General features: G+C 65.0%; 14 protein-coding genes, 2 tRNA genes and 3 rRNA genes (1 of these 19 cut by a window edge). 12 read left to right on the forward strand and 7 right to left on the reverse strand.

Annotation, left to right across the window (positions count from 1 at the left end):
- The 8 genes from RAM80_RS20645 to recD all read left to right on the forward strand — a co-directional run.
- Positions 1-78, forward strand: a 16S ribosomal RNA gene (locus RAM80_RS20645); it begins 1459 nt to the left of the window's first position.
- Between the two features lie 84 nt (positions 79-162).
- A tRNA-Ile gene (locus RAM80_RS20650) sits at positions 163-239 on the forward strand.
- A 10-nt stretch (positions 240-249) separates the two neighbouring features.
- Positions 250-325: transfer RNA gene (locus RAM80_RS20655), tRNA-Ala, on the forward strand.
- Between the two features lie 238 nt (positions 326-563).
- Positions 564-3456: ribosomal RNA gene (locus tag RAM80_RS20660) — 23S ribosomal RNA — on the forward strand.
- A gap of 144 nt (positions 3457-3600) precedes the next feature.
- A 5S ribosomal RNA gene (rrf, locus tag RAM80_RS20665) occupies positions 3601-3716 on the forward strand.
- The 16S, 23S and 5S rRNA genes sit together here with 2 tRNA genes alongside, the layout of an rRNA operon.
- A 195-nt stretch (positions 3717-3911) precedes the next feature.
- Positions 3912-7388: an exodeoxyribonuclease V subunit gamma gene (recC, locus tag RAM80_RS20670; protein WP_416422294.1), complete on the forward strand. Its 3477-nt coding sequence runs from the start codon at positions 3912-3914 to the stop codon at positions 7386-7388.
- On the forward strand, positions 7385-11083 hold the full coding sequence (gene recB / locus RAM80_RS20675) for an exodeoxyribonuclease V subunit beta (RefSeq protein ID WP_416422295.1): 3699 nt from the start codon (positions 7385-7387) through the stop codon (positions 11081-11083). The genes recC and recB overlap by 4 nt, the downstream gene beginning before the upstream one ends.
- Entirely contained in the window at positions 11080-13149 is a 2070-nt protein-coding gene (gene recD, locus RAM80_RS20680; protein WP_416422296.1) for an exodeoxyribonuclease V subunit alpha, read from the forward strand. The genes recB and recD overlap by 4 nt, the downstream gene beginning before the upstream one ends.
- A 108-nt stretch (positions 13150-13257) precedes the next feature.
- On the opposite strand, the gene RAM80_RS20685 is transcribed toward recD, so the two are convergent.
- From RAM80_RS20685 to RAM80_RS20700, 4 genes are read right to left on the reverse strand one after another with little or no spacing between them, the layout of a single operon-like run.
- The gene (locus tag RAM80_RS20685) at positions 13258-14799 is read right to left on the reverse strand and encodes an amino acid ABC transporter permease/ATP-binding protein (protein ID WP_416422297.1); all 1542 of its coding nucleotides are present in this window, start codon (positions 14797-14799) and stop codon (positions 13258-13260) included.
- Between the two features lie 58 nt (positions 14800-14857).
- Positions 14858-15649 (reverse strand): ABC transporter substrate-binding protein, encoded by a 792-nt coding sequence (locus RAM80_RS20690; protein ID WP_416422298.1) that lies wholly within the window; start codon positions 15647-15649, stop codon positions 14858-14860.
- A 29-nt stretch (positions 15650-15678) separates the two neighbouring features.
- Positions 15679-16716 carry an isopenicillin N synthase family dioxygenase gene (locus RAM80_RS20695; protein ID WP_416422299.1) on the reverse strand — a complete coding sequence of 346 codons (1038 nt, stop codon included), beginning with the start codon at positions 16714-16716 and terminating at the stop codon, positions 15679-15681.
- A gap of 9 nt (positions 16717-16725) precedes the next feature.
- On the reverse strand, positions 16726-17574 hold the full coding sequence (locus RAM80_RS20700) for a sugar phosphate isomerase/epimerase family protein (protein ID WP_416422300.1): 849 nt from the start codon (positions 17572-17574) through the stop codon (positions 16726-16728).
- A gap of 334 nt (positions 17575-17908) precedes the next feature.
- Between RAM80_RS20700 and RAM80_RS20705 the strand changes: the two genes are divergently transcribed.
- Positions 17909-18844 carry a diguanylate cyclase domain-containing protein gene (locus RAM80_RS20705; RefSeq protein ID WP_416422301.1) on the forward strand — a complete coding sequence of 312 codons (936 nt, stop codon included), beginning with the start codon at positions 17909-17911 and terminating at the stop codon, positions 18842-18844.
- A 113-nt stretch (positions 18845-18957) separates the two neighbouring features.
- On the opposite strand, the gene RAM80_RS20710 is transcribed toward RAM80_RS20705, so the two are convergent.
- The gene (locus tag RAM80_RS20710) at positions 18958-19911 is read right to left on the reverse strand and encodes a LysR family transcriptional regulator (protein WP_416422302.1); all 954 of its coding nucleotides are present in this window, start codon (positions 19909-19911) and stop codon (positions 18958-18960) included.
- A gap of 102 nt (positions 19912-20013) precedes the next feature.
- Between RAM80_RS20710 and RAM80_RS20715 the strand changes: the two genes are divergently transcribed.
- Together RAM80_RS20715 and mmsB are read left to right on the forward strand one after the other, a co-directional pair.
- Complete coding sequence (locus tag RAM80_RS20715; RefSeq protein WP_416422303.1) at positions 20014-21531, forward strand: CoA-acylating methylmalonate-semialdehyde dehydrogenase; 1518 nt, start codon at positions 20014-20016, stop codon at positions 21529-21531.
- A 10-nt stretch (positions 21532-21541) separates the two neighbouring features.
- Entirely contained in the window at positions 21542-22426 is an 885-nt protein-coding gene (gene mmsB / locus RAM80_RS20720) for a 3-hydroxyisobutyrate dehydrogenase (protein ID WP_416422304.1), read from the forward strand.
- Between the two features lie 70 nt (positions 22427-22496).
- On the opposite strand, the gene RAM80_RS20725 is transcribed toward mmsB, so the two are convergent.
- Together RAM80_RS20725 and RAM80_RS20730 are read right to left on the reverse strand one after the other, a co-directional pair.
- Entirely contained in the window at positions 22497-22841 is a 345-nt protein-coding gene (locus RAM80_RS20725) for a cupin domain-containing protein (RefSeq protein WP_008373643.1), read from the reverse strand.
- A gap of 96 nt (positions 22842-22937) precedes the next feature.
- The gene (locus tag RAM80_RS20730; protein WP_416422305.1) at positions 22938-23825 is read right to left on the reverse strand and encodes a LysR substrate-binding domain-containing protein; all 888 of its coding nucleotides are present in this window, start codon (positions 23823-23825) and stop codon (positions 22938-22940) included.
- A gap of 86 nt (positions 23826-23911) precedes the next feature.
- Between RAM80_RS20730 and RAM80_RS20735 the strand changes: the two genes are divergently transcribed.
- Complete coding sequence (locus RAM80_RS20735; protein WP_416422306.1) at positions 23912-24676, forward strand: sulfite exporter TauE/SafE family protein; 765 nt, start codon at positions 23912-23914, stop codon at positions 24674-24676.
- Positions 24677-24770: the final 94 nt, after the last annotated feature.

Below are 24770 nucleotides of genomic sequence, written 5' to 3' on the forward strand. Positions count from 1 at the left end.
ACCACGGTGTGATTCATGACTGGGGTGAAGTCGTAACAAGGTAGCCGTAGGGGAACCTGCGGCTGGATCACCTCCTTAATCGACGACATCAGCTGTATCATGAGCTCCCACACGAATTGCTTGATTCATTGAAGAAGACGATATCGGTAACAGCTCTTAACTGGGTCTGTAGCTCAGTTGGTTAGAGCGCACCCCTGATAAGGGTGAGGTCGGCAGTTCGAATCTGCCCAGACCCACCAGTTTCTTGTTGGGGCCATAGCTCAGCTGGGAGAGCGCCTGCCTTGCACGCAGGAGGTCAGCGGTTCGATCCCGCTTGGCTCCACCACCCCTTGCTACCGTGTCAAAGCTTAGAAATGAGCATTCGCATCGAATGTTGATTTCTGAACTTTATCAGAATCGTTCTTTAAAAATTTGGGTATGTGATAGAAAGATAGACTGAACGTTACTTTCACTGGTAACGGATCAGGCTAAGGTAAAATTTGTGACTGCTCTTAATTGAGCAAGCATGCAAATTTTCGGCGAATGTCGTCTTCACAGTATAACCAGATTGCTTGGGGTTATATGGTCAAGTGAAGAAGCGCATACGGTGGATGCCTTGGCAGTCAGAGGCGATGAAAGACGTGGTAGCCTGCGAAAAGCTTCGGGGAGTCGGCAAACAGACTGTGATCCGGAGATGTCTGAATGGGGGAACCCAGCCATCATAAGATGGTTATCTTGTACTGAATACATAGGTGCAAGAGGCGAACCAGGGGAACTGAAACATCTAAGTACCCTGAGGAAAAGAAATCAACCGAGATTCCCTTAGTAGTGGCGAGCGAACGGGGACCAGCCCTTAAGTTGATTTGAGATTAGCGGAACGCTCTGGAAAGTGCGGCCATAGTGGGTGATAGCCCTGTACGCGAAAATCTCTTATCAATGAAATCGAGTAGGACGGAGCACGAGAAACTTTGTCTGAATATGGGGGGACCATCCTCCAAGGCTAAATACTACTGACTGACCGATAGTGAACTAGTACCGTGAGGGAAAGGCGAAAAGAACCCCGGAGAGGGGAGTGAAATAGATCCTGAAACCGTATGCGTACAAGCAGTGGGAGCAGACTTTGTTCTGTGACTGCGTACCTTTTGTATAATGGGTCAGCGACTTATATTCAGTGGCGAGCTTAACCGAATAGGGGAGGCGTAGCGAAAGCGAGTCTTAATAGGGCGTTTAGTCGCTGGGTATAGACCCGAAACCGGGCGATCTATCCATGGGCAGGTTGAAGGTTAGGTAACACTGACTGGAGGACCGAACCGACTACCGTTGAAAAGTTAGCGGATGACCTGTGGATCGGAGTGAAAGGCTAATCAAGCTCGGAGATAGCTGGTTCTCCTCGAAAGCTATTTAGGTAGCGCCTCATGTATCACTGTAGGGGGTAGAGCACTGTTTCGGCTAGGGGGTCATCCCGACTTACCAAACCGATGCAAACTCCGAATACCTACAAGTGCCGAGCATGGGAGACACACGGCGGGTGCTAACGTCCGTCGTGAAAAGGGAAACAACCCAGACCGTCAGCTAAGGTCCCAAAGTCATGGTTAAGTGGGAAACGATGTGGGAAGGCTTAGACAGCTAGGAGGTTGGCTTAGAAGCAGCCACCCTTTAAAGAAAGCGTAATAGCTCACTAGTCGAGTCGGCCTGCGCGGAAGATGTAACGGGGCTCAAACCATGCACCGAAGCTACGGGTATCACCTTCGGGTGATGCGGTAGAGGAGCGTTCTGTAAGCCTGTGAAGGTGAGTTGAGAAGCTTGCTGGAGGTATCAGAAGTGCGAATGCTGACATGAGTAACGACAATGGGTGTGAAAAACACCCACGCCGAAAGACCAAGGTTTCCTGCGCAACGTTAATCGACGCAGGGTTAGTCGGTCCCTAAGGCGAGGCTGAAAAGCGTAGTCGATGGAAAACAGGTTAATATTCCTGTACTTCCGGTTATTGCGATGGAGGGACGGAGAAGGCTAGGCCAGCTTGGCGTTGGTTGTCCAAGTTTAAGGTGGTAGGCTGAGATCTTAGGTAAATCCGGGATCTTAAGGCCGAGAGCTGATGACGAGTTGCCTTTAGGCGACGAAGTGGTTGATGCCATGCTTCCAAGAAAAGCTTCTAAGCTTCAGATAACCGGGAACCGTACCCCAAACCGACACAGGTGGTTGGGTAGAGAATACCAAGGCGCTTGAGAGAACTCGGGTGAAGGAACTAGGCAAAATGGCACCGTAACTTCGGGAGAAGGTGCGCCGGTGAGGGTGAAGGACTTGCTCCGTAAGCCCATGCCGGTCGAAGATACCAGGCCGCTGCGACTGTTTATTAAAAACACAGCACTCTGCAAACACGAAAGTGGACGTATAGGGTGTGACGCCTGCCCGGTGCCGGAAGGTTAATTGATGGGGTTAGCTAACGCGAAGCTCTTGATCGAAGCCCCGGTAAACGGCGGCCGTAACTATAACGGTCCTAAGGTAGCGAAATTCCTTGTCGGGTAAGTTCCGACCTGCACGAATGGCGTAACGATGGCGGCGCTGTCTCCACCCGAGACTCAGTGAAATTGAAATCGCTGTGAAGATGCAGTGTATCCGCGGCTAGACGGAAAGACCCCGTGAACCTTTACTATAGCTTTGCACTGGACTTTGAATTTGCTTGTGTAGGATAGGTGGGAGGCTTTGAAGCGTGGACGCCAGTTCGCGTGGAGCCATCCTTGAAATACCACCCTGGCAACTTTGAGGTTCTAACTCAGGTCCGTTATCCGGATCGAGGACAGTGTATGGTGGGTAGTTTGACTGGGGCGGTCTCCTCCTAAAGAGTAACGGAGGAGTACGAAGGTGCGCTCAGACCGGTCGGAAATCGGTCGTAGAGTATAAAGGCAAAAGCGCGCTTGACTGCGAGACAGACACGTCGAGCAGGTACGAAAGTAGGTCTTAGTGATCCGGTGGTTCTGTATGGAAGGGCCATCGCTCAACGGATAAAAGGTACTCCGGGGATAACAGGCTGATACCGCCCAAGAGTTCATATCGACGGCGGTGTTTGGCACCTCGATGTCGGCTCATCACATCCTGGGGCTGAAGCCGGTCCCAAGGGTATGGCTGTTCGCCATTTAAAGTGGTACGCGAGCTGGGTTTAGAACGTCGTGAGACAGTTCGGTCCCTATCTGCCGTGGACGTTTGAGATTTGAGAGGGGCTGCTCCTAGTACGAGAGGACCGGAGTGGACGAACCTCTGGTGTTCCGGTTGTCACGCCAGTGGCATTGCCGGGTAGCTATGTTCGGAAAAGATAACCGCTGAAAGCATCTAAGCGGGAAACTTGCCTCAAGATGAGATCTCACTGGAACCTTGAGTTCCCTGAAGGGCCGTCGAAGACTACGACGTTGATAGGTTGGGTGTGTAAGCGCTGTGAGGCGTTGAGCTAACCAATACTAATTGCCCGTGAGGCTTGACCATATAACACCCAAGCAATTTGCGTCGAACAGACCAGATTGCGGTGTTGTGAAGATGATACGAACCGAAAGTTTGCTGATTCACAAATACCATCACATACCCGATTCGCTGGAGTGCCTCCCAAAGGGCATCCTGGCTACAGAATTTCTTGACGACCATAGAGCATTGGAACCACCTGATCCCATCCCGAACTCAGCAGTGAAACGATGCATCGCCGATGGTAGTGTGGGGTTTCCCCATGTGAGAGTAGGTCATCGTCAAGATTAAATTCCGAAACCCCCATCTGCGCAGGCAGGTGGGGGTTTTGTCTTTCTGGCGTGCGCAAAATGCGTTCCGCCGTACCGCGCAATGATTTGATACCGTGCAGACGCCGGACGCCGCCTTCGGCAGCTGCTACGGGCAAACCACATCTGATAAGGTTTCCACCTGTCCCCGTTTCCCCAGCCAAGGAATTGCCCATGCCGGCCAGCCCCTCCCTTACACCAGGTTTCATGGTGGTTCACGGCAACCGCCTGGATGAACTGCGCAGCCTGGTGGTGAGCTGGATGCGGCGTTACCCCTTGGCGCCGCTGGAAAACGAAATCGCCCTGGTGCAGAGCAACGGCATCGCCCAGTGGCTGAAGCTGGCCCTGGCCGAAGACGCGCAAGACGATGACCTGGGTGGCTGCGGCATTGCCGCGGCCATCGATGTGCAACTGCCCGGCAGTTTCATGTGGCAGCTCTACCGCGGGGTGCTGGGCAAGGACGAGATCCCCCAGGCCTCGCTGCTCGACAAGGCACCGCTGACCTGGCGGTTGATGCGCCTGCTGCCGCAACTGATCGACCAACCGCATTTCGAGCCACTGCAGCGCTTCCTTACCGACGACAACGACCTGCGCAAGCGCTATCAGTTGGCCGAGCGCCTCGCCGACCTGTACGACCAATACCAGGTGTACCGTGCCGACTGGCTGGAAGACTGGGCCGCCGGCCGCCATCAGCTGCGCAACGTGCGTGGCGAGGCCAAGCCCTTGCCCGAGGCCAACCGCTGGCAGGCGGAGTTGTGGCGCGCGCTGCTGCACGACGTCGGCGAGCAGGGCATGGCCCAGAGCCGTGCCGGCGTGCATCAGCGCTTCATCGAGCGCATCAACGCGCTGGACACCGCGCCGCCCGGGCTGCCCAACCGCGTGATCGTCTTCGGTATCTCATCGTTGTCGGCCCAGGCGCTTGAAGCATTGGCAGGGCTGGCACGCTTCAGCCAGGTGCTGCTGTGCGTACACAACCCTTGCCGCCATCACTGGTCCGACATCGTTGCCGACAAGGACCTGCTGCGCCACCAATACAAGCGCCAGGCGCGCAAGCAGGGCATGCCGGTCGTCATCGACGCCGACGCGCTGCACCAGCACGCCCACCCGCTATTGGCCGCCTGGGGCAAGCAGGGCCGTGACTACATCAACCTGCTGGACAGCTACGACGACCCCAACAGTTACCGCGCCGCGTTCCGCGAAGGGCGCATCGACCTGTTCACCGAGGACGAGCCCACCACGCTGCTCGGCCAACTGCAGGACGACATCCTCGAGCTGCGCCCGTTGGCCGAAACCCGCACCACCTGGCCTGCGGTAAACCCGGCCAAGGACCGCTCGATACGCTTCCACGTGGCCCACAGCGCCCAGCGCGAAGTGGAGATCCTGCACGACCAGCTGCTGGCCCGGTTCAGCGCCGATCCAAACCTCAGGCCCCGCGACGTTATCGTCATGGTCCCCGACGTTGACAGCTACGCCCCGCATATTCGTGCCGTGTTCGGCCAGCTGGACCGCCACGACCCACGCTTCATTCCGTTCACCCTGACCGACCAGAACCAGCGTGGCCGCGACCCGTTGCTGATCGCCATAGAGCATTTGCTCAAGCTGCCTGACAGCCGCTTCGCGGTCAGCGAAATCCTCGATCTGCTGGACGTGCCCGCCCTGCGCGCACGTTTCGGCATGCAGGAAAACGACCTGCCCACCTTGCACCGCTGGATCGAAGGTGCCGGCATCCGCTGGGGGCTCAACGCGGCCCAGCGCGCTGGCCTGGGCCTGCCCGAGCAACTGGAGCAGAACAGCTGGCGGTTCGGCCTGCGGCGCATGCTGCTGGGCTACGCGGTAGGCGGCGGCGAGGGCTATGGCGGTATCGAACCCTATGATGAAATCGGTGGCCTGGATGCGGCGCTGATCGGCCCGCTGGTGGCCTTGCTCGATGCCCTGGAGGTCGCCCACCAAGTGCTGTCCACGCCTGCCGAGCCGCAGGAGTGGGGCGAGCGCCTGCATGGCCTGGTCCAGGTATTTTTCCAGGCCAGCACCGAGCACGACGACTACCTGCTGGTGCAACTCGAAGAGCTGCGCGAGCAATGGCTGCGCACCTGCGCCTCGGTGGAACTGCACGAGCCGCTGCCGCTGACCGTGGTACGCGAGGCCTGGCTGGCCGGGCTCGACCAGGGCAAGCTGTCCCAGCGCTTCCTCGCCGGTGCGGTGAACTTCTGCACGCTGATGCCCATGCGCGCCATCCCCTTCAAGGTGGTGTGCCTGTTGGGCATGAACGACGGTGATTACCCGCGTGCTCAACCCCCCTTGGACTTCGACCTGATGGGCAGCGACTACCGCCCCGGCGACCGCTCGCGCCGCGAGGACGACCGCTACCTGCTGCTCGAAGCCCTGCTGTCGGCGCGCGAACAGCTGTACATCAGTTGGGTAGGCCGCAGCATCCGCGACAACAGCGAGCGCCCGGCCTCGGTGCTGATCGGCCAACTGCGCGACCACCTCGCCAGCGGCTGGGCCCTGCAGGGCGCGGAGGAGGGCGGCAAGCTCAACGCTGGCGAGCAACTGGTGCATGCCCTGAGCCTGGAGCACCCGTTGCAGCCGTTCAGCGCGCGTTATTTCCATGAAGGCAGCGGCCTGTTCAGCTTCGCCTCCGAATGGCGGGTGCTGCACACCGAGCAGAGCGAACAGCCCACCGAAGCCGTGCTGCCGCCCCATGAACAGGACGAGCCGCTGGCCCTCACGCAACTGCAGGATTTCCTGCGCAACCCGGTGCGGCATTTCTTCAGCCAGCGCCTGAAAGTGTTCTTCGAAACCGCCGAGGCGCCGCTGGCCGATGAAGAGCCGTTCGTGCTCGACGCCCTGGAGCGCTACACCCTCAGCGACCAGCTGCTGACCACGGCCATGGCTACCCTGGGCGCCGTCGATGAAGCGCTGCACACCCAGGCCCGGCGCATGCAAGGCAGCGGCCTGCTGCCCATGGCCGGTTTCGGCACCTTGCTGCAAGAGGAACTGATAGAACCGCTCCCCGACCTGCTGCAACGCTTCCAGCAGCTGTTGGTGCTATGGCCGACGCCTGTGGTGGCCGCCAAGCCGGTGAACTTCGAATACAAGGAGCTGCGCCTGGATGGCTGGGTCAGCAGCCTGCACCAGCGTGCCGATGGCAACCTGCTGAGCGTCACGGCCATCGCCAACGCCATCGGCGGCGCCCGTTCGCGCAAATGGCACCGCCTCACCCGCAGCTGGGTCACCCACCTGGCGGCCTGCGCGGTTGGCCTGCCGCTGACCACTGCGGTGGTTGCCAGCGACGACACCCTGGTGCTGGCAGCGCTGGAGCCAGGGCAGGCCCGCGAAGTGTTGGGCCACCTGCTGCAAGCCTGGCAACAGGGCATGCGCCGGCCGCTGCCGGTGGCGGTGAAAACCGCGTTCGCCTGGCTGGGCCAGGGCGACCCGGTCAAGGCCGAGGCCGCCGCGCGCAAGGCCTATGAAGGCGATGGCATCACCACCGATGGTGAGCGCCGCGAGAGCGTGGCGCTCGCCCGGCAGTTCCCCGACTTCAATGCGTTGGTCGACAGCGAAGAGTTCGAAGGCTGGTGCGATGCCTTGTACCGCCCCATGTTCGAAGCGCCCTGGCGCTCCATCGATGCCGACGAGGCCCGCTCATGACCGACTCCCGACTCAAGCCCCTGGCGCTGGCCTTCCCCCTGCGTGGCAGCCAGCTGATCGAGGCCAGCGCCGGTACCGGCAAGACCTTCACCATCTCGGCGCTGTACCTGCGCCTGGTGCTGGGCCACGGTGGCGAACAGGCAGGCTTTGGCCGCGAATTGCTGCCGCCGCAGATCCTCGTGGTGACCTTCACCGACGCCGCCACCAAGGAGCTGCGCGAACGCATCCGCACGCGCCTGGCCGAGGCTGCGCGTTTCTTCCGCGACGAGATGCCCAGCCCCGACGACCTGATCAGCCAGCTGCGCGACGAGTTCGCCCCCGAGCAGTGGGCCGGGTGCGCCAACCGCCTGGACATCGCCGCGCAATGGATGGACGAAGCGGCGGTCTCGACCATTCACAGCTGGTGCCAGCGCATGCTGCGCGAGCACGCCTTCGACAGCGGCAGCCTGTTCACCCAGACCCTGGAGACCGACCACAGCGACCTGCTGGGCGAGGTGGTGCGCGACTACTGGCGGCGCTTCTGCTACGCCATGCAGGGTGACACGCTCAACTGGGTGCGCAGCAACTGGGGTGGTCCGGCCGCGCTGCTGCCGCGCGTGCGTGCGCTGTTCGGCACCCCGCGCCGTGGCGACAGCGGCCAGGAGCCCGCCGAGCTCATCGAGGCCGCGCTGGCCGAGCGCAAGCTGGCCTTGCAGCAACTCAAGGCACCCTGGGCGCAATGGGCCGAAGAGCTGCGGGCCATCTGCCTGGAGGCCGTGGCGGCCAAGGCGGTGGACGGCCGCAAGATGCAGGCTCGTTACTTCGAGCCCTGGTTCGACAAGCTTGGCGCCTGGGCCGCTGACGAAAGCCTGGTGGACCTGGACATCGGCACCGGCTTCAGCCGCCTGACCCCGGACGGCATGGCCGAAGCCTGGAAAGGCGAGCCGCCGGCGCACCCGGCGCTGGAAGCCATGCAGGGCCTGGCCGACGCCCTGGCCAGCCTGCCCACCCCCGATGCCGCGGTGCTTGAGCACGCCGCGCGCTGGGTTGGCGCGCGCTTCGAGGAAGAGAAACGCCGGCGCGCCGAAATGGGCTTCGACGACATGCTGCTGCGCCTGGACGCTGCCTTGCAGGGCAGTGGCGGCGAGCGCCTGGCCGGGTTGATTCGCGAGCAGTTTCCGGTGGCGTTGATCGACGAATTCCAGGACACCGACCCGGTGCAGTACCGGATCTTCGAAAGCATCTACCACATCGAGGCCAACCAGCCCGAGAGCGGCCTGTTCCTGATTGGCGACCCCAAGCAGGCGATCTACGCCTTCCGGGGCGCCGACATCTACACCTACTTGCGCGCGCGCCAGGCCACCACCGGCCGCCTGCACACCCTGGGCACCAACTTCCGTTCCAGCCATGCGATGGTCGAGGCGGTGAACCACGTATTCAACGTCGGCGAACAGCGTGAGCTGGGGCGCGGCGCGTTCCTGTTCCGCCAGGGCGAGGACAATCCCGTGCCGTTCCTGCCGGTGCTGGCCCAGGGCCGCAAGGAGGCCTTGAGCGTCGGCGGCCAGCCCGTGCCGGCGCTGAACCTGTGGCAGCTGCAAAGCGACGCGCCGCTGTCCGGCGTGGTCTACCGCCAGCAGCTGGCGGCGGCCTGTGCCAGCACCATCGTCGAGCTGCTCAGCGGCGGCCAGCAGGGCGGCGCCGGTTTCAGCAAGCCCGGCGAAGCCATGCGCCCGGTCACGCCGGCGGACATTGCCATCCTGGTGCGTGACGGCAAGGAGGCCCAGGCGGTGCGCGGCGAACTGGCGGCGCGTGGGGTGCGCAGCGTGTACCTGTCCGACAAGGATTCGGTGTTCGCCGCCCAGGAAGCCCACGACCTGCTGAGCTGGCTCAAGGCCTGCGCCGAGCCGGACGCCGAGCGCCCGCTGCGTGGCGCCCTGGCCACCACCACCTTGAACCTGCCCCTCAGCGCCCTGGCGCAGCTGAACCAGGACGAGCTGGCCTGGGAGCGGCGGGTGATGCAGTTCCGCACCTACCGCACCCTGTGGCGCACCCAGGGCGTGCTGCCCATGCTGCGCCGCCTGCTGCACGATTTCCGCCTGCCGCAGACCTTGATGCTGCGCAGCGACGGCGAGCGCGTGCTCACCAACCTGCTGCACCTGTCCGAGCTGCTGCAGCAGGCCGCTGGCGAGCTGGACGGCGAACAGGCGCTGATCCGCCACCTGTCCGAGCACCTGGCTACGGCTGGCCAGGCCGGTGAAGAACAGATCCTGCGCCTGGAAAGCGACGAGCAGTTGGTCAAGGTGGTGACCATCCACAAATCCAAGGGCCTGGAATACCCGCTGGTGTTCCTGCCCTTCATCTGCTCGGCCAAACCGGTGGACGGCAAGCGCCTGCCCCTGGCGTTCCACGACGAGCAGGGCAACGTGCAGGTGACCCTGAGCCCGACCACCGAGCAGGTGCAACTGGCTGACGACGAGCGCCTGGCCGAAGACCTGCGCCTGCTGTACGTGGCCCTGACCCGCGCCCAGCACGCCTGTTGGCTGGGTGTTGCCGACCTCAAGCGTGGCAACACCAAGGACTCGGTGCTGCACCGCTCGGCCCTGGGCTACCTGCTGGGCGGTGGCCAGCGCCTGGGCGAGCCCCAGGCCCTGGCCATCTGGCTGCGCGACCTGGCGGCCGATTGCCCGGCCATTCACGCCGGGCTGATGCCCGAGGCCACCACCCAGCATTACGTGCCGCCGCGCAACGAAGCCAACCTGCTGGCAGCCAAGCAGCCCAAGCGCCGGGCCGCAGAGAACTGGTGGATCGCCTCCTACAGTGCCCTGCGCATCAGCGACAGCGTGGCGCCGGGCAGCGACCAGTCCCCTGACAGCCCCCAGGCCCAGAAGCTGTTCGACGACGAACGCCTGGACCCTACCGCGCCGCGCGAAGCCCAGGCGATCAGTGGCGATATCCACCGCTTCCCGCGCGGCCCCAACCCCGGCACCTTCCTCCACGGCCTGCTGGAGTGGGCCGGGCGCGAAGGCTTCGCTACGGTCGCCGGGCAACCTGAGCTGCTGGCGGAAACAGTGGGCGCGCGCTGCAACCTGCGTGGTTGGAAGGGCTGGATCCCGACGCTGAACAGCTGGCTGCTGCACCTGTTGCAGACGCCCCTGGCCATTGGCGACACCCGCCTGAGCCTGACCGACCTTACGCAGTACCAGATCGAGATGGAGTTCTGGTTCGCCAGCCACCGCGTCGACGTGACCCAGCTCGATACCCTGGTGCGCGACCACACCCACGACGGCGCCGCGCGTGCGCCCGCTGAGGGCGCCATGCTCAACGGCATGTTCAAGGGCTTCATCGACCTGACCTTCGAGCACGAAGGCCGCTATTACGTGGCCGACTACAAGTCGAACTGGCTGGGCGCCGACGAGAGTGCCTACACCGAGTTGGCCATGACCCAGGCCATCCTCGACAACCGCTACGACCTGCAATACGTGCTGTACCTGCTGGCCCTGCACCGCCAGCTCAAGGCCCGCCTGCCCGGCTACGACTACGACCAGCACGTGGGCGGCGCGGTGTTCATCTTCCTGCGCGGCGTGCACGCGCCCAGCCAGGGCCTGGCGTTCGCGCGGCCACCGCGCGAGTTGATCGAGCGGTTGGACGAGCTGTTCCGCGGTGTGGTGCGCCAGCCTGAACCCATGGGTGACCTGTTCGAAGGAGAACCGGCATGAGCCGTACATTTGCCGATCTGCTGCCTACTGCGCTGGAGGCCCGCAGCCTCGCCGAGCTGGCCCCGCTGCAACAGGTCGACGACCTGCTGGCGCTGCTGGAGCGCTGGGCCGAGCGCGGCTGGCTGCGGGCGCTGGACAAGGCTTTCGTCGGTTTCCTCGCCGAGCGTGACCCGGGCGGTGACCCGCTGGTGCTGCTGGCCGCTGCGCTCACCAGCCACCAGCTGGGCCACGGCCACGTCTGCCTGGACCTGGCGCAAACCCTGGAAGAGCCCGACTTCGCGCTGTCGCTGCCGCCCGAGGGCGACGCGTTGGCAGGCCCGGTGCTGCTGCCCTCACAACTGCTGGAACACCTGCAACCCGAAGCCTGGCGCCAGACCCTGGCGGCCAGCCCGCTGGTGGCATTGGCCGACAACGACAGCGGTGAACGGCCGCTGGTGTTGGCCGGCCAGCGCCTGTACCTGCGCCGCTACTGGAGCTACGAACGGCGCATCGACACGGCCCTGCGCCAGCGCCTGGCCGCACAGGAAGCCACGCCGGACGATTTGCGCACGCGCCTTGAACAGCTGTTCGGCAGCCCCGGCAGCGAACGCATCGACTGGCAAAAGCTGGCCTGCGCCCTGGCCACCCGCAGCGCCTTCAGCATCGTCACCGGCGGCCCCGGCACCGGCAAGACCACCACCGTGGTGCGCCTGTTGGCCCTGCTGCAGGCCCCGGCGGTAGAGGCGGGCGCACCGCTGCGCATCCGCCTGGCCGCGCCCACGGGCAAGGCCGCGGCGCGGCTGACCGAATCCATCAGCGCCCAGGTCAAGCAGCTGGAAGTCAGCGACTGGGTCAAGGCCAAGATCCCCACTGAAGTGACCACCGTGCACCGCCTGCTGGGCAGCCGTCCGGGCACCCGCCACTTCCGCCACAACGCCGCCAACCCGTTGCCGCTGGACGTGCTGGTGGTGGACGAGGCGTCGATGATCGACCTGGAAATGATGGCCAACCTGCTGGGCGCCATGCCCGCCCACGCGCGGTTGGTGCTGTTGGGCGACAAGGACCAGCTGGCCTCGGTGGAAGCTGGCGCGGTGCTGGGCGACCTGTGCCGCGACGCCGAGCAGGGCTGCTACAGCCCGCAGACCTTGGCGTGGCTGGAAGCGGTCAGCGGCGAAGCACTGGCCGACGGCGGCCTGCAGGTGGGCAGCGCCGAGCGCAACCCGCTGGCCCAGCAGGTGGTGATGCTGCGCCACTCGCGACGCTTCGGCGAAGGCAGCGGTATTGGCCAGCTGGCCTTGCGGGTCAACCGCCAGGAGGCCGACCAGGCGCGCGAGCTGCTCAACGCCGGCCAGTTCGGCGACATCTTCGCCATCAAGCTCAGCGGCGAGCACGATCGCAAGCTCGACCGCCTGCTGCTGCAAGGCCAGGGCAGCGCCGGCCCCCAGGGCTACCGCCATTACCTGAACGTGCTGCAGGCCAACCGCCCGGCGCCGCGCACCGCGCTGGAAAGCGAGCTCTGGGCCGGTTGGGCGAAACAGGTGCTGGAGGCGTTCGAGTCGTTCCAGCTATTGTGCGCGGTGCGCAAGGGGCCATGGGGGGTGGAGGGCCTGAACCAGCGCGCTACCCAGGCGCTGACTGCCGCGCGGCTGATCGAAGGCGACCAGCCCTGGTACGAAGGCCGGCCGGTGCTGATGACCCGCAACGACTATGGCCTGGGCCTGATGAACGGTGACATTGGCATTGCCCTGCGCCTGCCCGAAAGCGGTGCGCCAGACCGCCAGGTGCTGCGCGTGGCCTTTCCCCGCAACGACGGCCAGGGTGGCGTGCGCTTCGTGTTGCCCAGCCGCCTGAATGACGTGGAAACGGTGTTTGCCATGACCGTGCACAAGTCCCAGGGCTCGGAGTTCGCCCACACCGCGCTGATCCTGCCCGACGCGCTCAACCCGGTGCTGACCAAGGAGCTGATCTACACCGGCATCACCCGCGCCAAGCACTGGTTCAGCCTGATCGAACCCCGCGCCGGGGTGTTCGAAGACGCCGTGCGGCGCAAGGTGAAACGCCTGAGCGGGTTGATGCTGGAACAATAGACGGCAGGCTGCCCTCCCCAGGTAGGAGCCGACTTTAGTCGCGATGGCGCACCGCGCGGTGTCAGGCGTAGCGCGATCGCGGCCAAGGCCGGCTCCTACCGGGCTCTTTCAGGAATTGCTGGCCAACCGTGCAGGCTCCGCTTCCCCCAGCCCCATGAACCGCCGCACCCGCTCCGCTTCGGGCGCATGGCGAATGCGCTCGGGGCTGGCATCCAGCTGCACGTTGCCGTTTTCCATGAACACCACCCGGTCGGATATCGACAGGGCAAAGTCCATCTCGTGGGTCACGATCAGCATGGTCATGCCGTCCTTGGCCAGGTCAGCGATCACCTTCAGCACGTCGCCCACCAGCTCCGGGTCAAGCGCCGAGGTGGGTTCGTCGAACAGCATCACCTGCGGCTCCATGGCCAGGGCGCGGGCGATGGCCACGCGTTGCTGTTGGCCACCAGACAACTGGTGCGGGTACTTGTTGGCGTGGGCCAGCAGGCCGACTTTATCTAGTAGGGCAAAGGCCTGTTGGCGGGTGACGTGCTTGTCGCCACCGTGGTAAATCGGCGCCAGGGTAATGTTGTCCACAAGGTTCAGGTGCGGGAACAGGTTGAAGCTCTGGAACACCATGCCGATGTGTCGCACGCCCCGGCGCATCTGCGGGTTGTTCGGCGTGTCGCCGGCGTGAATGAAGCTTTCGCCGAACAGCACGATCTCGCCCTGGTCGATGCTTTCCAGGCCGTTGATGGTGCGAATCAACGACGTCTTGCCCGAGCCCGACGGGCCGATGATCGAGACTACCTGGCCGCTGGCGACGCTGAGGTCGATGCCCTTGAGCACCTCATGGTCGCCATAGCGCTTGTGGATGTTCTGCAACTGCAGCGCTGGCGCCGCGCCGGCCAGGGGCTTGCGCCCGGTGCTCGGCAGCCGCGCCGCCAGGCTCTGGCGCAGTTGCGCCAGCGGGTTGGCCGCCAGGGTCTGCGGGCTGCGTTGGCTGAGGTCCAGGTAGCGCTCCAGGCGCTGCAGCAGCCAGCCGAACAGGCTGACGATCAGCACGTAGTACACGGCCACCGCCGCCAGGGTCTCCATGACCAGGAAATTCTGCGCGTACAGGCGTTGGCCCACGGTGAGCAGCTCGGTGAGGGAGATCACCGAGATCAGCGAGGTGAGTTTCACCACGGTGATGTATTCATTGATCAGCGTTGGCAGGGATATGCGGAACGCCTGGGGAATCACGATCAGCCGTTGCAGGCCCAGGGCGCCAATGCCCAGGGCACGGCCGGCTTCCTTCTGGCCCTTGTGCACGGAAATCAGGCCGCCGCGGTGGATCTCGGCCATGTACGCCGCCTCTGTCACCACCAGCGCCAACAGCCCCGAATAGAAGGGGTTGGACAGCACGCTGCCGGTCACCGGGAACAGCTGCGGCAGGTTGTAGACGAACACCACCAGCACCAGCAACGGAATGCTGCGGAAGAACCAGATGTACACCGCCGCTGGCAGGCTCAGCCACTTGATGCTCGACAGCTTGGCGCTGGCCAGGCCGAAGCCCAGCAGCATGCCGATGAACCAGCCCAGGGCGCTGAGTTCGACCACGGTGACGCAGGCTTCCCAGAACGCGGGCATGGAGAACAGCGAGATGAAATAGGACCAGTCGAATTGCATGGGTACCCGCTCCGCATTGAACGGCCGGCCACCCTGGCAAGGGCAGCCGGCGCCAGGGTCAGTTGGAGGCTTCTTCCAGGTTGTACTTCTTCAGGATCGCCGCGTATTCGCCGGACTGCTTGCTCTGGGCCACCGCTTTGAGCAGCGCCTGGTAGGTCTCTTCATTGCCCTTTTTCACGTAGATGCCCAGGGTCTGCGGGTACACCAGCTGCTGCGAGGTCACCAGCACGCGGCCCTTGGTCTTCTCGGCGATCATGTGCGCGGCGCCGGAAATCTCGACCTGGGCCTGGATGTTCTTCGACAGCAGTGCCTGGGTCACCTCGGGCGCCGAGGGGTATTCGCTCACGGTGATGGCGCCTTTGTTGTTGGGCAGGCAGTAATCGGTGGATAGCTTCTGGAACTGCGCCACCCAGGTGGTGCCCTGCTCCAGCCCGACTTTCAGGCCGCACAGGTCCTCGGGCACCGCCGGTTTCAGCGGGCTGTCGGCCGGCACCATGATCGCCGCGCCGGTGCGCGCGTAGGGAATGGTCTGCGCCTGGGCCTGGCGTTCCGGGGTGATGTACATGCCGGAGATGATCGCGTCGTAGTGCCCGGCGTTCAGCCCCAGGATCAGGTTGGGGAACTTGGTGTCGACGAACTCGGCCTTGGCGTCCAGCTGCTTGGCCAGCGCGTGGGCCAGTTCCGGGTCGGAGCCCACCACGTTCTTGTCACTGTCGTAGGACTCGAACGGCGGGTAGGTGATTTCCATGCCGACCTTCAGCTGGCCGGGCGTGGCGGTGGTCGAGGCCAGGGCGGCGGTGGTGCTCAGCAGGCAGGCGGCCAGCAGGGTCAGGCGGGTAATGTTGGACATGCGGGTGCTCCAGAGTAAGGGGAAGAACGTCAGGCCTGTTTTTTCAAATGACCGAAACTCGACGGCTTGCGGGCCTTGGCGGGCAGCTGCACCTCGCCGTTTTCCACGCGTTTGCGCAGGTACTGGTAGGTCTGCAACGCCTGGCCGTACATGTGCTCGCCGATGGCGATTTCCTCGTAGTCCTGGCCACCCTGGGCGAAGGCGGGCAGGGGCTTGATCTGGGTGTGGTAGTCGCACGCATAGAACAGCGGGAACGAATAGCGCTCGTGGCTGACCTTGCGCACCCGATGGGCCGTTGCAACGAACGTACCGGCGGTCATCACTTCCAGCATGTCGCCGATGTTGACCACGAAGGCGTCGGCAATGGGCGGCGCGTCGATCCACTGCCCCAGGTCGTTCATCACCTCCAGGCCCGGCTGGTCGGCCTGCAAAATGGTGAAGCACTCGTAGTCGGTGTGTGCACCGATACCGGGCGCGTCGACGGCGTCTGCATCAAAGGGGTAATGGATCAGCCGCAGCTTGGAGGGCGGGCGGGTCACCAGCGGGTCGAAATAGTCCTCGGCCAGCCCCAGGGCCAGGGCAAAGCCGCCGAACAGCTTGCGGCCCAAGGCGAACACCGCCGCGTAATAGGCCTGCACCGAGGCCTTGAAACCCGGCACCTCGGGCCAGTGGTTGGGGCCCAGCAGCGGCGTGTTGGCCAGCACCAGCGGGTCGTCGGCGGGCACCTCGAAGCCCACGTCGAAGGCTTCCTTGTGGTCGGGCTTGCCCTTGGAGTAGACCTCTTCGCCCTCGGGCACGAAGCCCTTGTGGGTGGCCGAGGTGCCGATGTAGTGCTGCATCTTCGCCGCCAGCGGCTGGGCGAAATAGTCCCGGGCGGCCTGGCGCAGGTTGGCGATCAGCTGCGGGGCGATGCCGTGGCCGGTGATGTACAGGAAACCGACCTCGCTGGCGGCGCGGCCCAGCTGCTCGGCCACCGCCAGGCGGTGTTCCAGTTCGACGCTGAACAGCCCGGCGATGTTCACCACCGGGATGCTCTTGAAGTTGGCCTTGGGCTCAATGTTGTTCATCAGGGTTCCTCAGCAGTGGGCGGCGCGGAAACGCTCGAAGTGGGCGCGTTCGGTGCGGGCCATCCACACGTTCAGCGACCACAGGTCGGCGACCGGGACATTGGTGAAGGGCAGGTGGTGCAGGTAGCCGTCGGCGCCGAACTCAGGCGTCAGGGTGGTGACCTGGTAGCCGCGCGCCTGTTGCGAGGCCCAGATGGCCTCCCAATGTTGCTGGTGGAAAGCCAGTTCGCGGCCGTATTCCGGGGCGCCGGGGTGCGGCACCTGCGGGCCCTGGTCGTAGCCGACCCGGGCCTGAATGTGATGCACGCGCTCGACGAACGCGCCGAGGTCGTCCGCCGGGTCGTCCAGCAGGCGCTCGCAGGTCACCACCCAGTGGCTGATGTCGCTGGTGAAACGCAGGTCCGGCAGCTGGCGGATCAGCTCCAGGGTCACCCAGGGGTTGAACAGCGAGCGAGAGCGGTGGGTTTCGAAACTGAGGAATTGGCCATGCTTGTGGCCCAGCTCCAACGCGCGGCCGAAGAACTCTACCTGTTGGGCCAGGGGCCAGCGGTCGTTGCCGGCCAGCACGTTGATGAAGCGCGGCGTCAGCTCGCCGGCCCAGGCCAGCTTGGTGTCCAGGTCATTGAGGTGTTCGGCGGGCTGGGCCGATTGCTGGGGCAAAACGTCGTAGGCGGTGAACAGAGTACAAATGTACCCCGTCGAGTTGGCGCGCAGGAACGCGGCGAATTCGCTGCGCTCGCGGGCCACCAGCGGCAGCCGCGCTTCCATGCCGTCGAAGCCGGCGGCCTGCAGCTCTTCCAGGGCCTGGGCCTTGCTGGCGGTGTAGCCCCACAGGGTGCGGAACGTTTCCAGTTTCATCGAGGCTCCTCATGCTACGCAGCACCCTGGCGGCATGGGCCGGGGCGTCATTGGGCTGGGCAGTAGCAAAAGGGCACGCGAATGGCCGGGTCTCTGGCGGAACCGGTCCGGTTGGATGGCTGGATCTTAGGCAGGGCCGTGTGTCGGGAAGAATAGGAAAGCTCAAATCGATAGTTCAGAAATCCTTGAACCAATAGCCCGCTACCGAACCGGGTAAGGTGAAAAGGCTGTGCTATCGTTTTGGCACGACCGGGCATCACATGGGTTTTCATCAGGGAGCTGTCTGGATGGCGGGTGTCATTGGCTACGGAAAGCGCATGTGGGAGCCTGCACCATGAGCGGCCGCACCCTGCGCAGCGCGCTGCGGCGTGCGCAACTGACGGTGGCGCTGGGCGCGGCCGGCCTGTGCGCCGGCTGCATGATCGTGTTGGGCGCATTCGCCTGGCGCACCCAGGCCATCGAGGCGTTGCCGGCGGCCACGCAATGGCGCCTGGCCCTGGGCGGCATCGCTGGCGCGCTGATCTGCACGACGCTCGGCACCCTGGGCGCGCTGTACCTGTCGCGGCGCCTGCTGCGCGACATCACCGAGCCGCTGCACAGCCTGGCCAACGTCGCCGATGCCGCACGGCGCGAGCACCGCTTTGAACGGCGGGTGCCGCACAGCGAGGTGGATGACCTGGAACAGTTGGGCAGCGACGTCAACGCGCTGCTCGACGAGCTGGAACACCTGAGTGCCCACAACCAGCCCGAGCCTTACCTGCAGGCCAGCCTCGACATCCTCACCGGCCTGCCCAACCGGGTGTTCTTCGAAGCGCGGCTGGCGCGCAACCTCAGTGACAAGCAGCCGCGGCGCATGGCCGTGCTGTACATCGACGCCGACCATTTCAAGGCCATCAACGACCGCCATGGCCATGCCGCGGCGGATGAAGTGCTGATCTGCCTGGCCGGCCGGGTGCGCACGCAATTGCGCGAAAACGACCTGCTGGCGCGCCTGGGCGGCGACGAATTCGCCGTGCTGCTGTCGCCGCTCAACGACAGCGACGATGCCTGGCGCATCGCCGACAACATCATCGCCGCGCTGCACGCACCGCTGGTGCTGCCCAACGCCGACAGCCTGCACGCCTCCATCAGCGTCGGCGTGGCCCTGGCCCCCGAACATGGCCAGGTCGCCACCGAGCTGCTGGCGGCCGCCGCCGACGCCCTGCACCAGGCCAAGCGGCTGGGCCGCGGCCGATGGCACCAGGCGGAGCCCACCAACCTGGCGGTGTGAACACCCGCCAACGGACGCGGACGCGCCGTATTGGAATCCCCCGTAGCAGCTGCCGAAGGCTGCGTCCCGGGCGCACCACCGGCGGTGCGGCCGGACGCAGCCTTCGGCAGCTGCTACGGGGGGGTGGTGAATTTCAATGAATGGGTTTCGCCCATCAGGAAGGGGGCGTTCAGCTCCGTCACTTCGCGGATGTAATCCCAGAGCAAATTGATCCGCTTCAACTTGCGCAGATCCTCCCGGCAATACATCCAGAACTGCCGCGTCACGCTGATTTCCCCCGCCAGCACCGGCACCAGGTCGTCAGCCTGCGCCGCCAGGAAGCACGGCAATATCGCCATGCCATGCCCCTGGCGCGCCGCCACGTACTGGGCGATGACGCTGGTGCTGCGCAGCCCGGCGCTGGCGTTGGGCAGCAAATTGGCCAGGTACAGCAGCTCCGGGCTGAAGGCCAGGTCGTCGACGTAGCTGATGAAGCGGTGCCCGGCCAGGTCGCGGCCGTGGCGGATGGGCGGGTGGTGGTCGAGGTAAGCCTGGGTGGCGTACAGCTGCAGGCGGTAGTCGCACAGCTTGCAGCACACGTAGGGCCCGTGCTCCGGGCGTTCCAGGGCGATGACCACGTCGGCCTCGCGCTTGGACAGGCTGATGAAGTGCGGCAGCGGCAGGATGTCCACGCTGATGGCCGGGTAGGCATCGACGAAGTGGCTCAGCTGCGGGGTGATGAAGAAGCTGCCGAAGCCCTCGGTGCAGCCCATGCGGATGTGCCCCGACAGCGCCACGCCCGACCCTGACACCTGCTCGCAGGCCATGTGCAGGGTGCTTTCGATGGACTCGGCGTAGCCCAGCAGGCGCTGGCCCTCGGCGGTGAGGATGAAGCCGGTGGTGCGCGACTTCTCGAACAGCAGGGTGCCCATGGCAGTTTCCAGCGAGGTGATGCGCCGCGACACCGTGGTGTAGTCCACGCCCAGGCGCCGGGCGGCGTTGCTGGCCTTGCGGGTGCGGGCGACCTCGAGGAAAAACTTCAGGTCATCCCAGTTCAGGTTGCCCAGGGAGGTGATGTTTTTTTGCATGTTGGACCGGCTTTTATCCGCGTTCTTGTTGGATGTTTGCACATCTATACTCCAGGAAAGAGCCATCACGCCATGCACAAAAACAATTACGCGGAGGTCTTGATGAACGTTTCGGTAAATGCCGGTATCCCCAAGGTGAAGCTGCTGATCGACGGCGAGTGGGTCGAGTCCCAGGCCAGCGAGTGGCGCGACATCGTCAACCCCGCCACCCAACAGGTGCTGGCGCGGGTGCCGTTTGCCACCCAGGCCGAGGTGGATGCCGCCGTCGCGGCGGCGCAAAAAGCCTTCCTCAGTTGGCGCAATACCCCGGTGGGCGCGCGCATGCGCATCATGCTCAAGTTCCAGGCGCTGATTCGCGAGCATTCCAAGCGCATCGCCCAGACCCTCAGCGCCGAGCAGGGCAAGACCCTGGCCGACGCCGAAGGCGACATTTTCCGCGGCCTGGAGGTAGTGGAGCACGCCTGTTCCATCGGCAGCCTGCAGATGGGCGAGTTCGTCGAGAACGTCGCCGGCGGCGTCGACACCTACACCCTGCGCCAGCCCATCGGCGTGTGCGCGGGCATCACCCCGTTCAACTTCCCGGCCATGATCCCGCTGTGGATGTTCCCCATGGCCATCGTCTGCGGCAACACCTTCGTGCTCAAGCCCTCCGAGCAGGACCCGCTGTCCACCGTGCAACTGGTGGAGCTGGCGCTGGAGGCCGGCATTCCCAAGGGCGTGCTCAACGTGGTGCAGGGCGGCAAGGAGGTGGTGGACGCGCTGTGCACCCACGCCGACATCAAGGCAATCTCCTTTGTCGGTTCCACGGCAGTGGGCACCCACGTCTACAACCTCGCCGGCCAGCATCACAAGCGCGTGCAGGCGATGATGGGCGCCAAGAACCACGCCGTGGTGCTGCCCGACGCCAACCGCGAGCAAACCCTCAACGCCCTGGTGGGCGCCGCCTTTGGTGCGGCCGGCCAGCGCTGCATGGCCACCTCGGTGGCGGTGCTGGTGGGCGCGGCGAAACAGTGGCTGCCCGAGCTCAAGGCCCTGGCGCAGAAGCTCAAGGTCAACGCCGGCAGCGAGGCCGGCACCGACGTCGGCCCGCTGATTTCACGCCAGGCCAAGCAGCGCGTGCTGGGCCTGATCGAGAGTGGGGTGAAGGAGGGCGCCGTGCTGGAGCTGGACGGCCGCGACGTGCAGGTGCCGGGCTTCGAGGAAGGCAACTTCGTCGGCCCCACCCTGTTCTCCGGAGTGACCACTGACATGCAGATCTACACCCAGGAAATCTTCGGCCCGGTGCTGGTGGTGCTCACCGTCGACACCCTCGACGAGGCCATCGCCCTGGTCAACCGCAACCCGTTCGGCAACGGCACCGGCCTGTTCACCCAGAGCGGCGCGGCGGCGCGCAAGTTCCAGAGCGAGATTGACGTGGGCCAGGTGGGCATCAACATTCCCATCCCGGTGCCGGTGCCGTTCTTCAGTTTCACCGGTTCGCGCGGCTCCAAGCTCGGCGACCTGGGCCCGTACGGCAAGCAGGTGGTGCAGTTCTACACCCAGACCAAGACGGTGACGGCGCGCTGGTTCGACGACGACAGCGTCAACGACGGCGTCAACACCACCATCAACCTGCGCTAGGAGACTGCCCATGAACATCGCCTTTGTCGGCCTGGGCAACATGGGCGCGCCCATGGCCCGCAACCTGCTCAAGGCCGGCCACCGCCTGCAACTGTTCGACCTGAACAAGGCCGTGCTCGACGAACTGGCCGCCCAGGGCGGCATCATCAGCGCCTCGCCCGGCGAAGCGGCGGCGGCCAGCGACCTGGTGATCACCATGCTGCCGGCCGCAGCCCACGTGCGTACCGTGTACCTGGGCGAGGGCGGCGTGCTGGCCGGTATTCGCCCCGGCACCCCGGCGGTGGATTGCAGCACCATCGACCCACAGACCGCCCGCGACATCGCCAGCGCCGCTGCCAAGCAGGGCGTCGACCTGGGCGACGCGCCCGTGTCAGGCGGCACCGGCGGCGCGGCAGCGGGCACCCTGACCTTCATGGTCGGCGGCAGCGCGGCGCTGTTCGACACCCTGCACCCGGTGCTGGCGCAGATGGGCCGCAACATCGTCCACTGCGGCGAAGTGGGCACCGGGCAGATCGCCAAGATCTGCAACAACCTGCTGCTGGGCATCTCGATGATCGGCGTCTCGGAGGCCATGGCCCTGGGCAACGCGCTGGGCATCGACACCGGGGTGCTGGCGGGCATCATCAACAGTTCGACCGGGCGCTGCTGGAGCGCGGACACCTACAACCCTTGGCCGGGGATTATTCCCACGGCGCCGGCGGCCCGTGGCTACACCGGTGGCTTTGGTGCGGAGCTGATGCTCAAGGATCTGGGGTTGGCCACCGAAGCCGCAAGGCAGGCGCACCAACCGGTGATCCTGGGGGCGGTGGCGCAGCAGCTGTATCAGGCGATGAGCTTGCGCGGTGATGGCGGGCTGGATTTCTCGGCGATCGTGAAGGGGTACCAGAAACCCTGAGAGTGCTGACGCGGCCTGTGGCCGCTGCTACGTACATCCCGTAGCAGCGGCCGCAGGCCGCGTCCCGCTTTCACGCGAAAACGAAATACTTGCGCACCGTCTCCACCACTTCCCATGTGCCCTTCATCCCCGGCTCGACGATGAAGATATCCCCCGCGCGCAGGTGCACCGGCTCCATGCCGTCCGGGGTAATCACGCAATAGCCTTCCTGGAAGTGGCAGTATTCCCACTTCACATAGTCCACCCGCCATTTGCCGGGGGTGCAGATCCAGGTGCCCATGATCTTGCTGCCGTCTTCGCTGGTGTAGGCGTTGAGGTTGACGGTATGTGGGTCGCCTTCCAGCTTCTCCCACTTGCAGGCATCCAGCACGGGCAGAGGGTGGGTGTCGCGCAGCACAACGAGGGGTTTGGACATGGCGGGCTCCGGCAGTGGTTTCAAGAGCCCGCATGCTGACCCGCCCACGCCCGGCGCGGATGCCTGAGGTCGACACCCGGGTGCCTGTTTGCGCGCTCAGCCTTGCGGCAGCAGGCTGGCCACCAGCGCTTGGGCGTGGCCGGGCAGGGCGTCGAAGTCCGCCGAGCACAGCAGCAGGCGCCGCGCCGCCCAGGGTTCCGGCAGGGCGCAGCTGGCGAACTGCAACTGGCCCTGGCAGCGCCGCACCGCCGCCAGCGGCACCACGGCCACGCCGGCGCCGCGCGCCACCATGCGCACCGCGCCATCGAAGCCCTCGGCGCGCACCCGCACCTGCATGCGCCGGCCGCTGTGCAGCGCCTGTTCCTCCACCAGAATGCCCAGGGCATTGCCGGCTGCCAGGGCCACATGGCCGTGGGCCAGGCTGTCGACGAAGGTCACCTTGGGCTGGCGCGCCAGCGGGTGGTCCACTGGCATGATCAGCATCAGCGGGTCGTCGCGGAACGGCCGGGTCTGCAGGCCTTCGGTGACCACGGCGCTGGAGACGATGCCCAGCGGCGCCGCGCCCTGGCGCAGGGCATGGAGGATGCGCTGGCTGGGCATTTCCTCCACGTCCAGGTCGACGCCGGGGTGGCGCTGCAGGAAGTCGCCCAGCAGCTCGGGCAGGTATTCGGTGAGGGCGGCGGTGTTGCACAGCAGCCGCACCTGGCCCTGAATGCCCTGGGCGTATTGCGCCAGGTCGAACTGCAGGTGCTCCACCTGTTGCAGCACCCGCCGGCTGTGCTCGCCCAGGGCCTGCCCGGCGGCAGTGGGCTGCACGCCACGGCGGTTGCGCTCGAACAACGGAATGCCCAGCGACGCTTCCATGGCGCGGATGCGCGCGCTGGCGGCGGCCAGGGACAAGTGCGTGCGCTGGGCGCCGGCGGTCATGTTGCCGCTGTCCAGGGTGTGCAGAAACAGGCGAAGGTCGACGAGATCGAAATGCATGGCAGGCTCCAGCCTCAACCAGGACAAGAGGCTGGCTCAGTATATGGCAGATTTTCAGCCGGCCGCCGAGCCGTCAGCATGGGGCCATGAATACCTTACTCGCGCTGTATCAAGAAATGGGCTGGGGCTTGTCGCTGCTGGTGCTGGCGACCTTCCTGCTGGCCGGCACGGTCAAGGGCGTGATTGGCCTGGGGCTGCCCACGGTTTCCATGGGCCTGCTGGGCCTGGCTATGGCCCCGGCGCAGGCAGCCGCGCTGCTGATCGTGCCATCGACCTTCACCAATATCTGGCAACTGATGCTCGGCGGGCACTTGCGCGGGTTGGCCGTGCGGCTGTGGCCGATGCTGCTGGCGATCTTCGTCGGCACTGGCATCGGCAGCCTGTGGCTGGGCATCGATGGCGGCAAATGGGTGGTGCATGCGCTGGGCGGGGCGCTGGTGCTGTACTCGCTCAGCGGCCTGTTCCTGCCGGTGCTGCGCGTGCCGGCCCGGCATGAGGCGTGGCTGGGGCCGTTGTGTGGCGTGGCCACCGGCATCATCACCGCCGCCACCGGGGTGTTCGTGATTCCGGCGGTGCCTTACCTGCAAGCGCTGGGGCTCAACCGTGACGAGCTGGTGCAGGCGCTGGGGCTGTCGTTCAGCGTCTCGACCCTGGCGTTGGCGCTGGGGCTGCTGTGGCACGGCGAGCTGGGTGGCGGCGAGCTGGGGGCGTCCTTGCTGTTGCTGGTGCCGGCGCTGCTGGGCATGCAGTTGGGGCAATGGTTGCGCCAGCGCATCAGCGCGGTGATGTTCAAGCGGGTGTTCTTCACCGGGCTGGCGCTGTTGGGCGCGCATTTGCTCATCAATGGCTGACACAGGTCCCGTAGCCGCTGCCGCCAGGCTGCGCTGGCCATCGGGTGCGCTGGAAATCTCCAGCGAGGCACAGGGCCAGCGCAGCCTTCGGCAG

Origin of the sequence: Pseudomonas sp. App30 (assembly GCF_047947025.1) — a bacterium.
Classification (GTDB): Bacteria; Pseudomonadota; Gammaproteobacteria; order Pseudomonadales; family Pseudomonadaceae; genus Aquipseudomonas.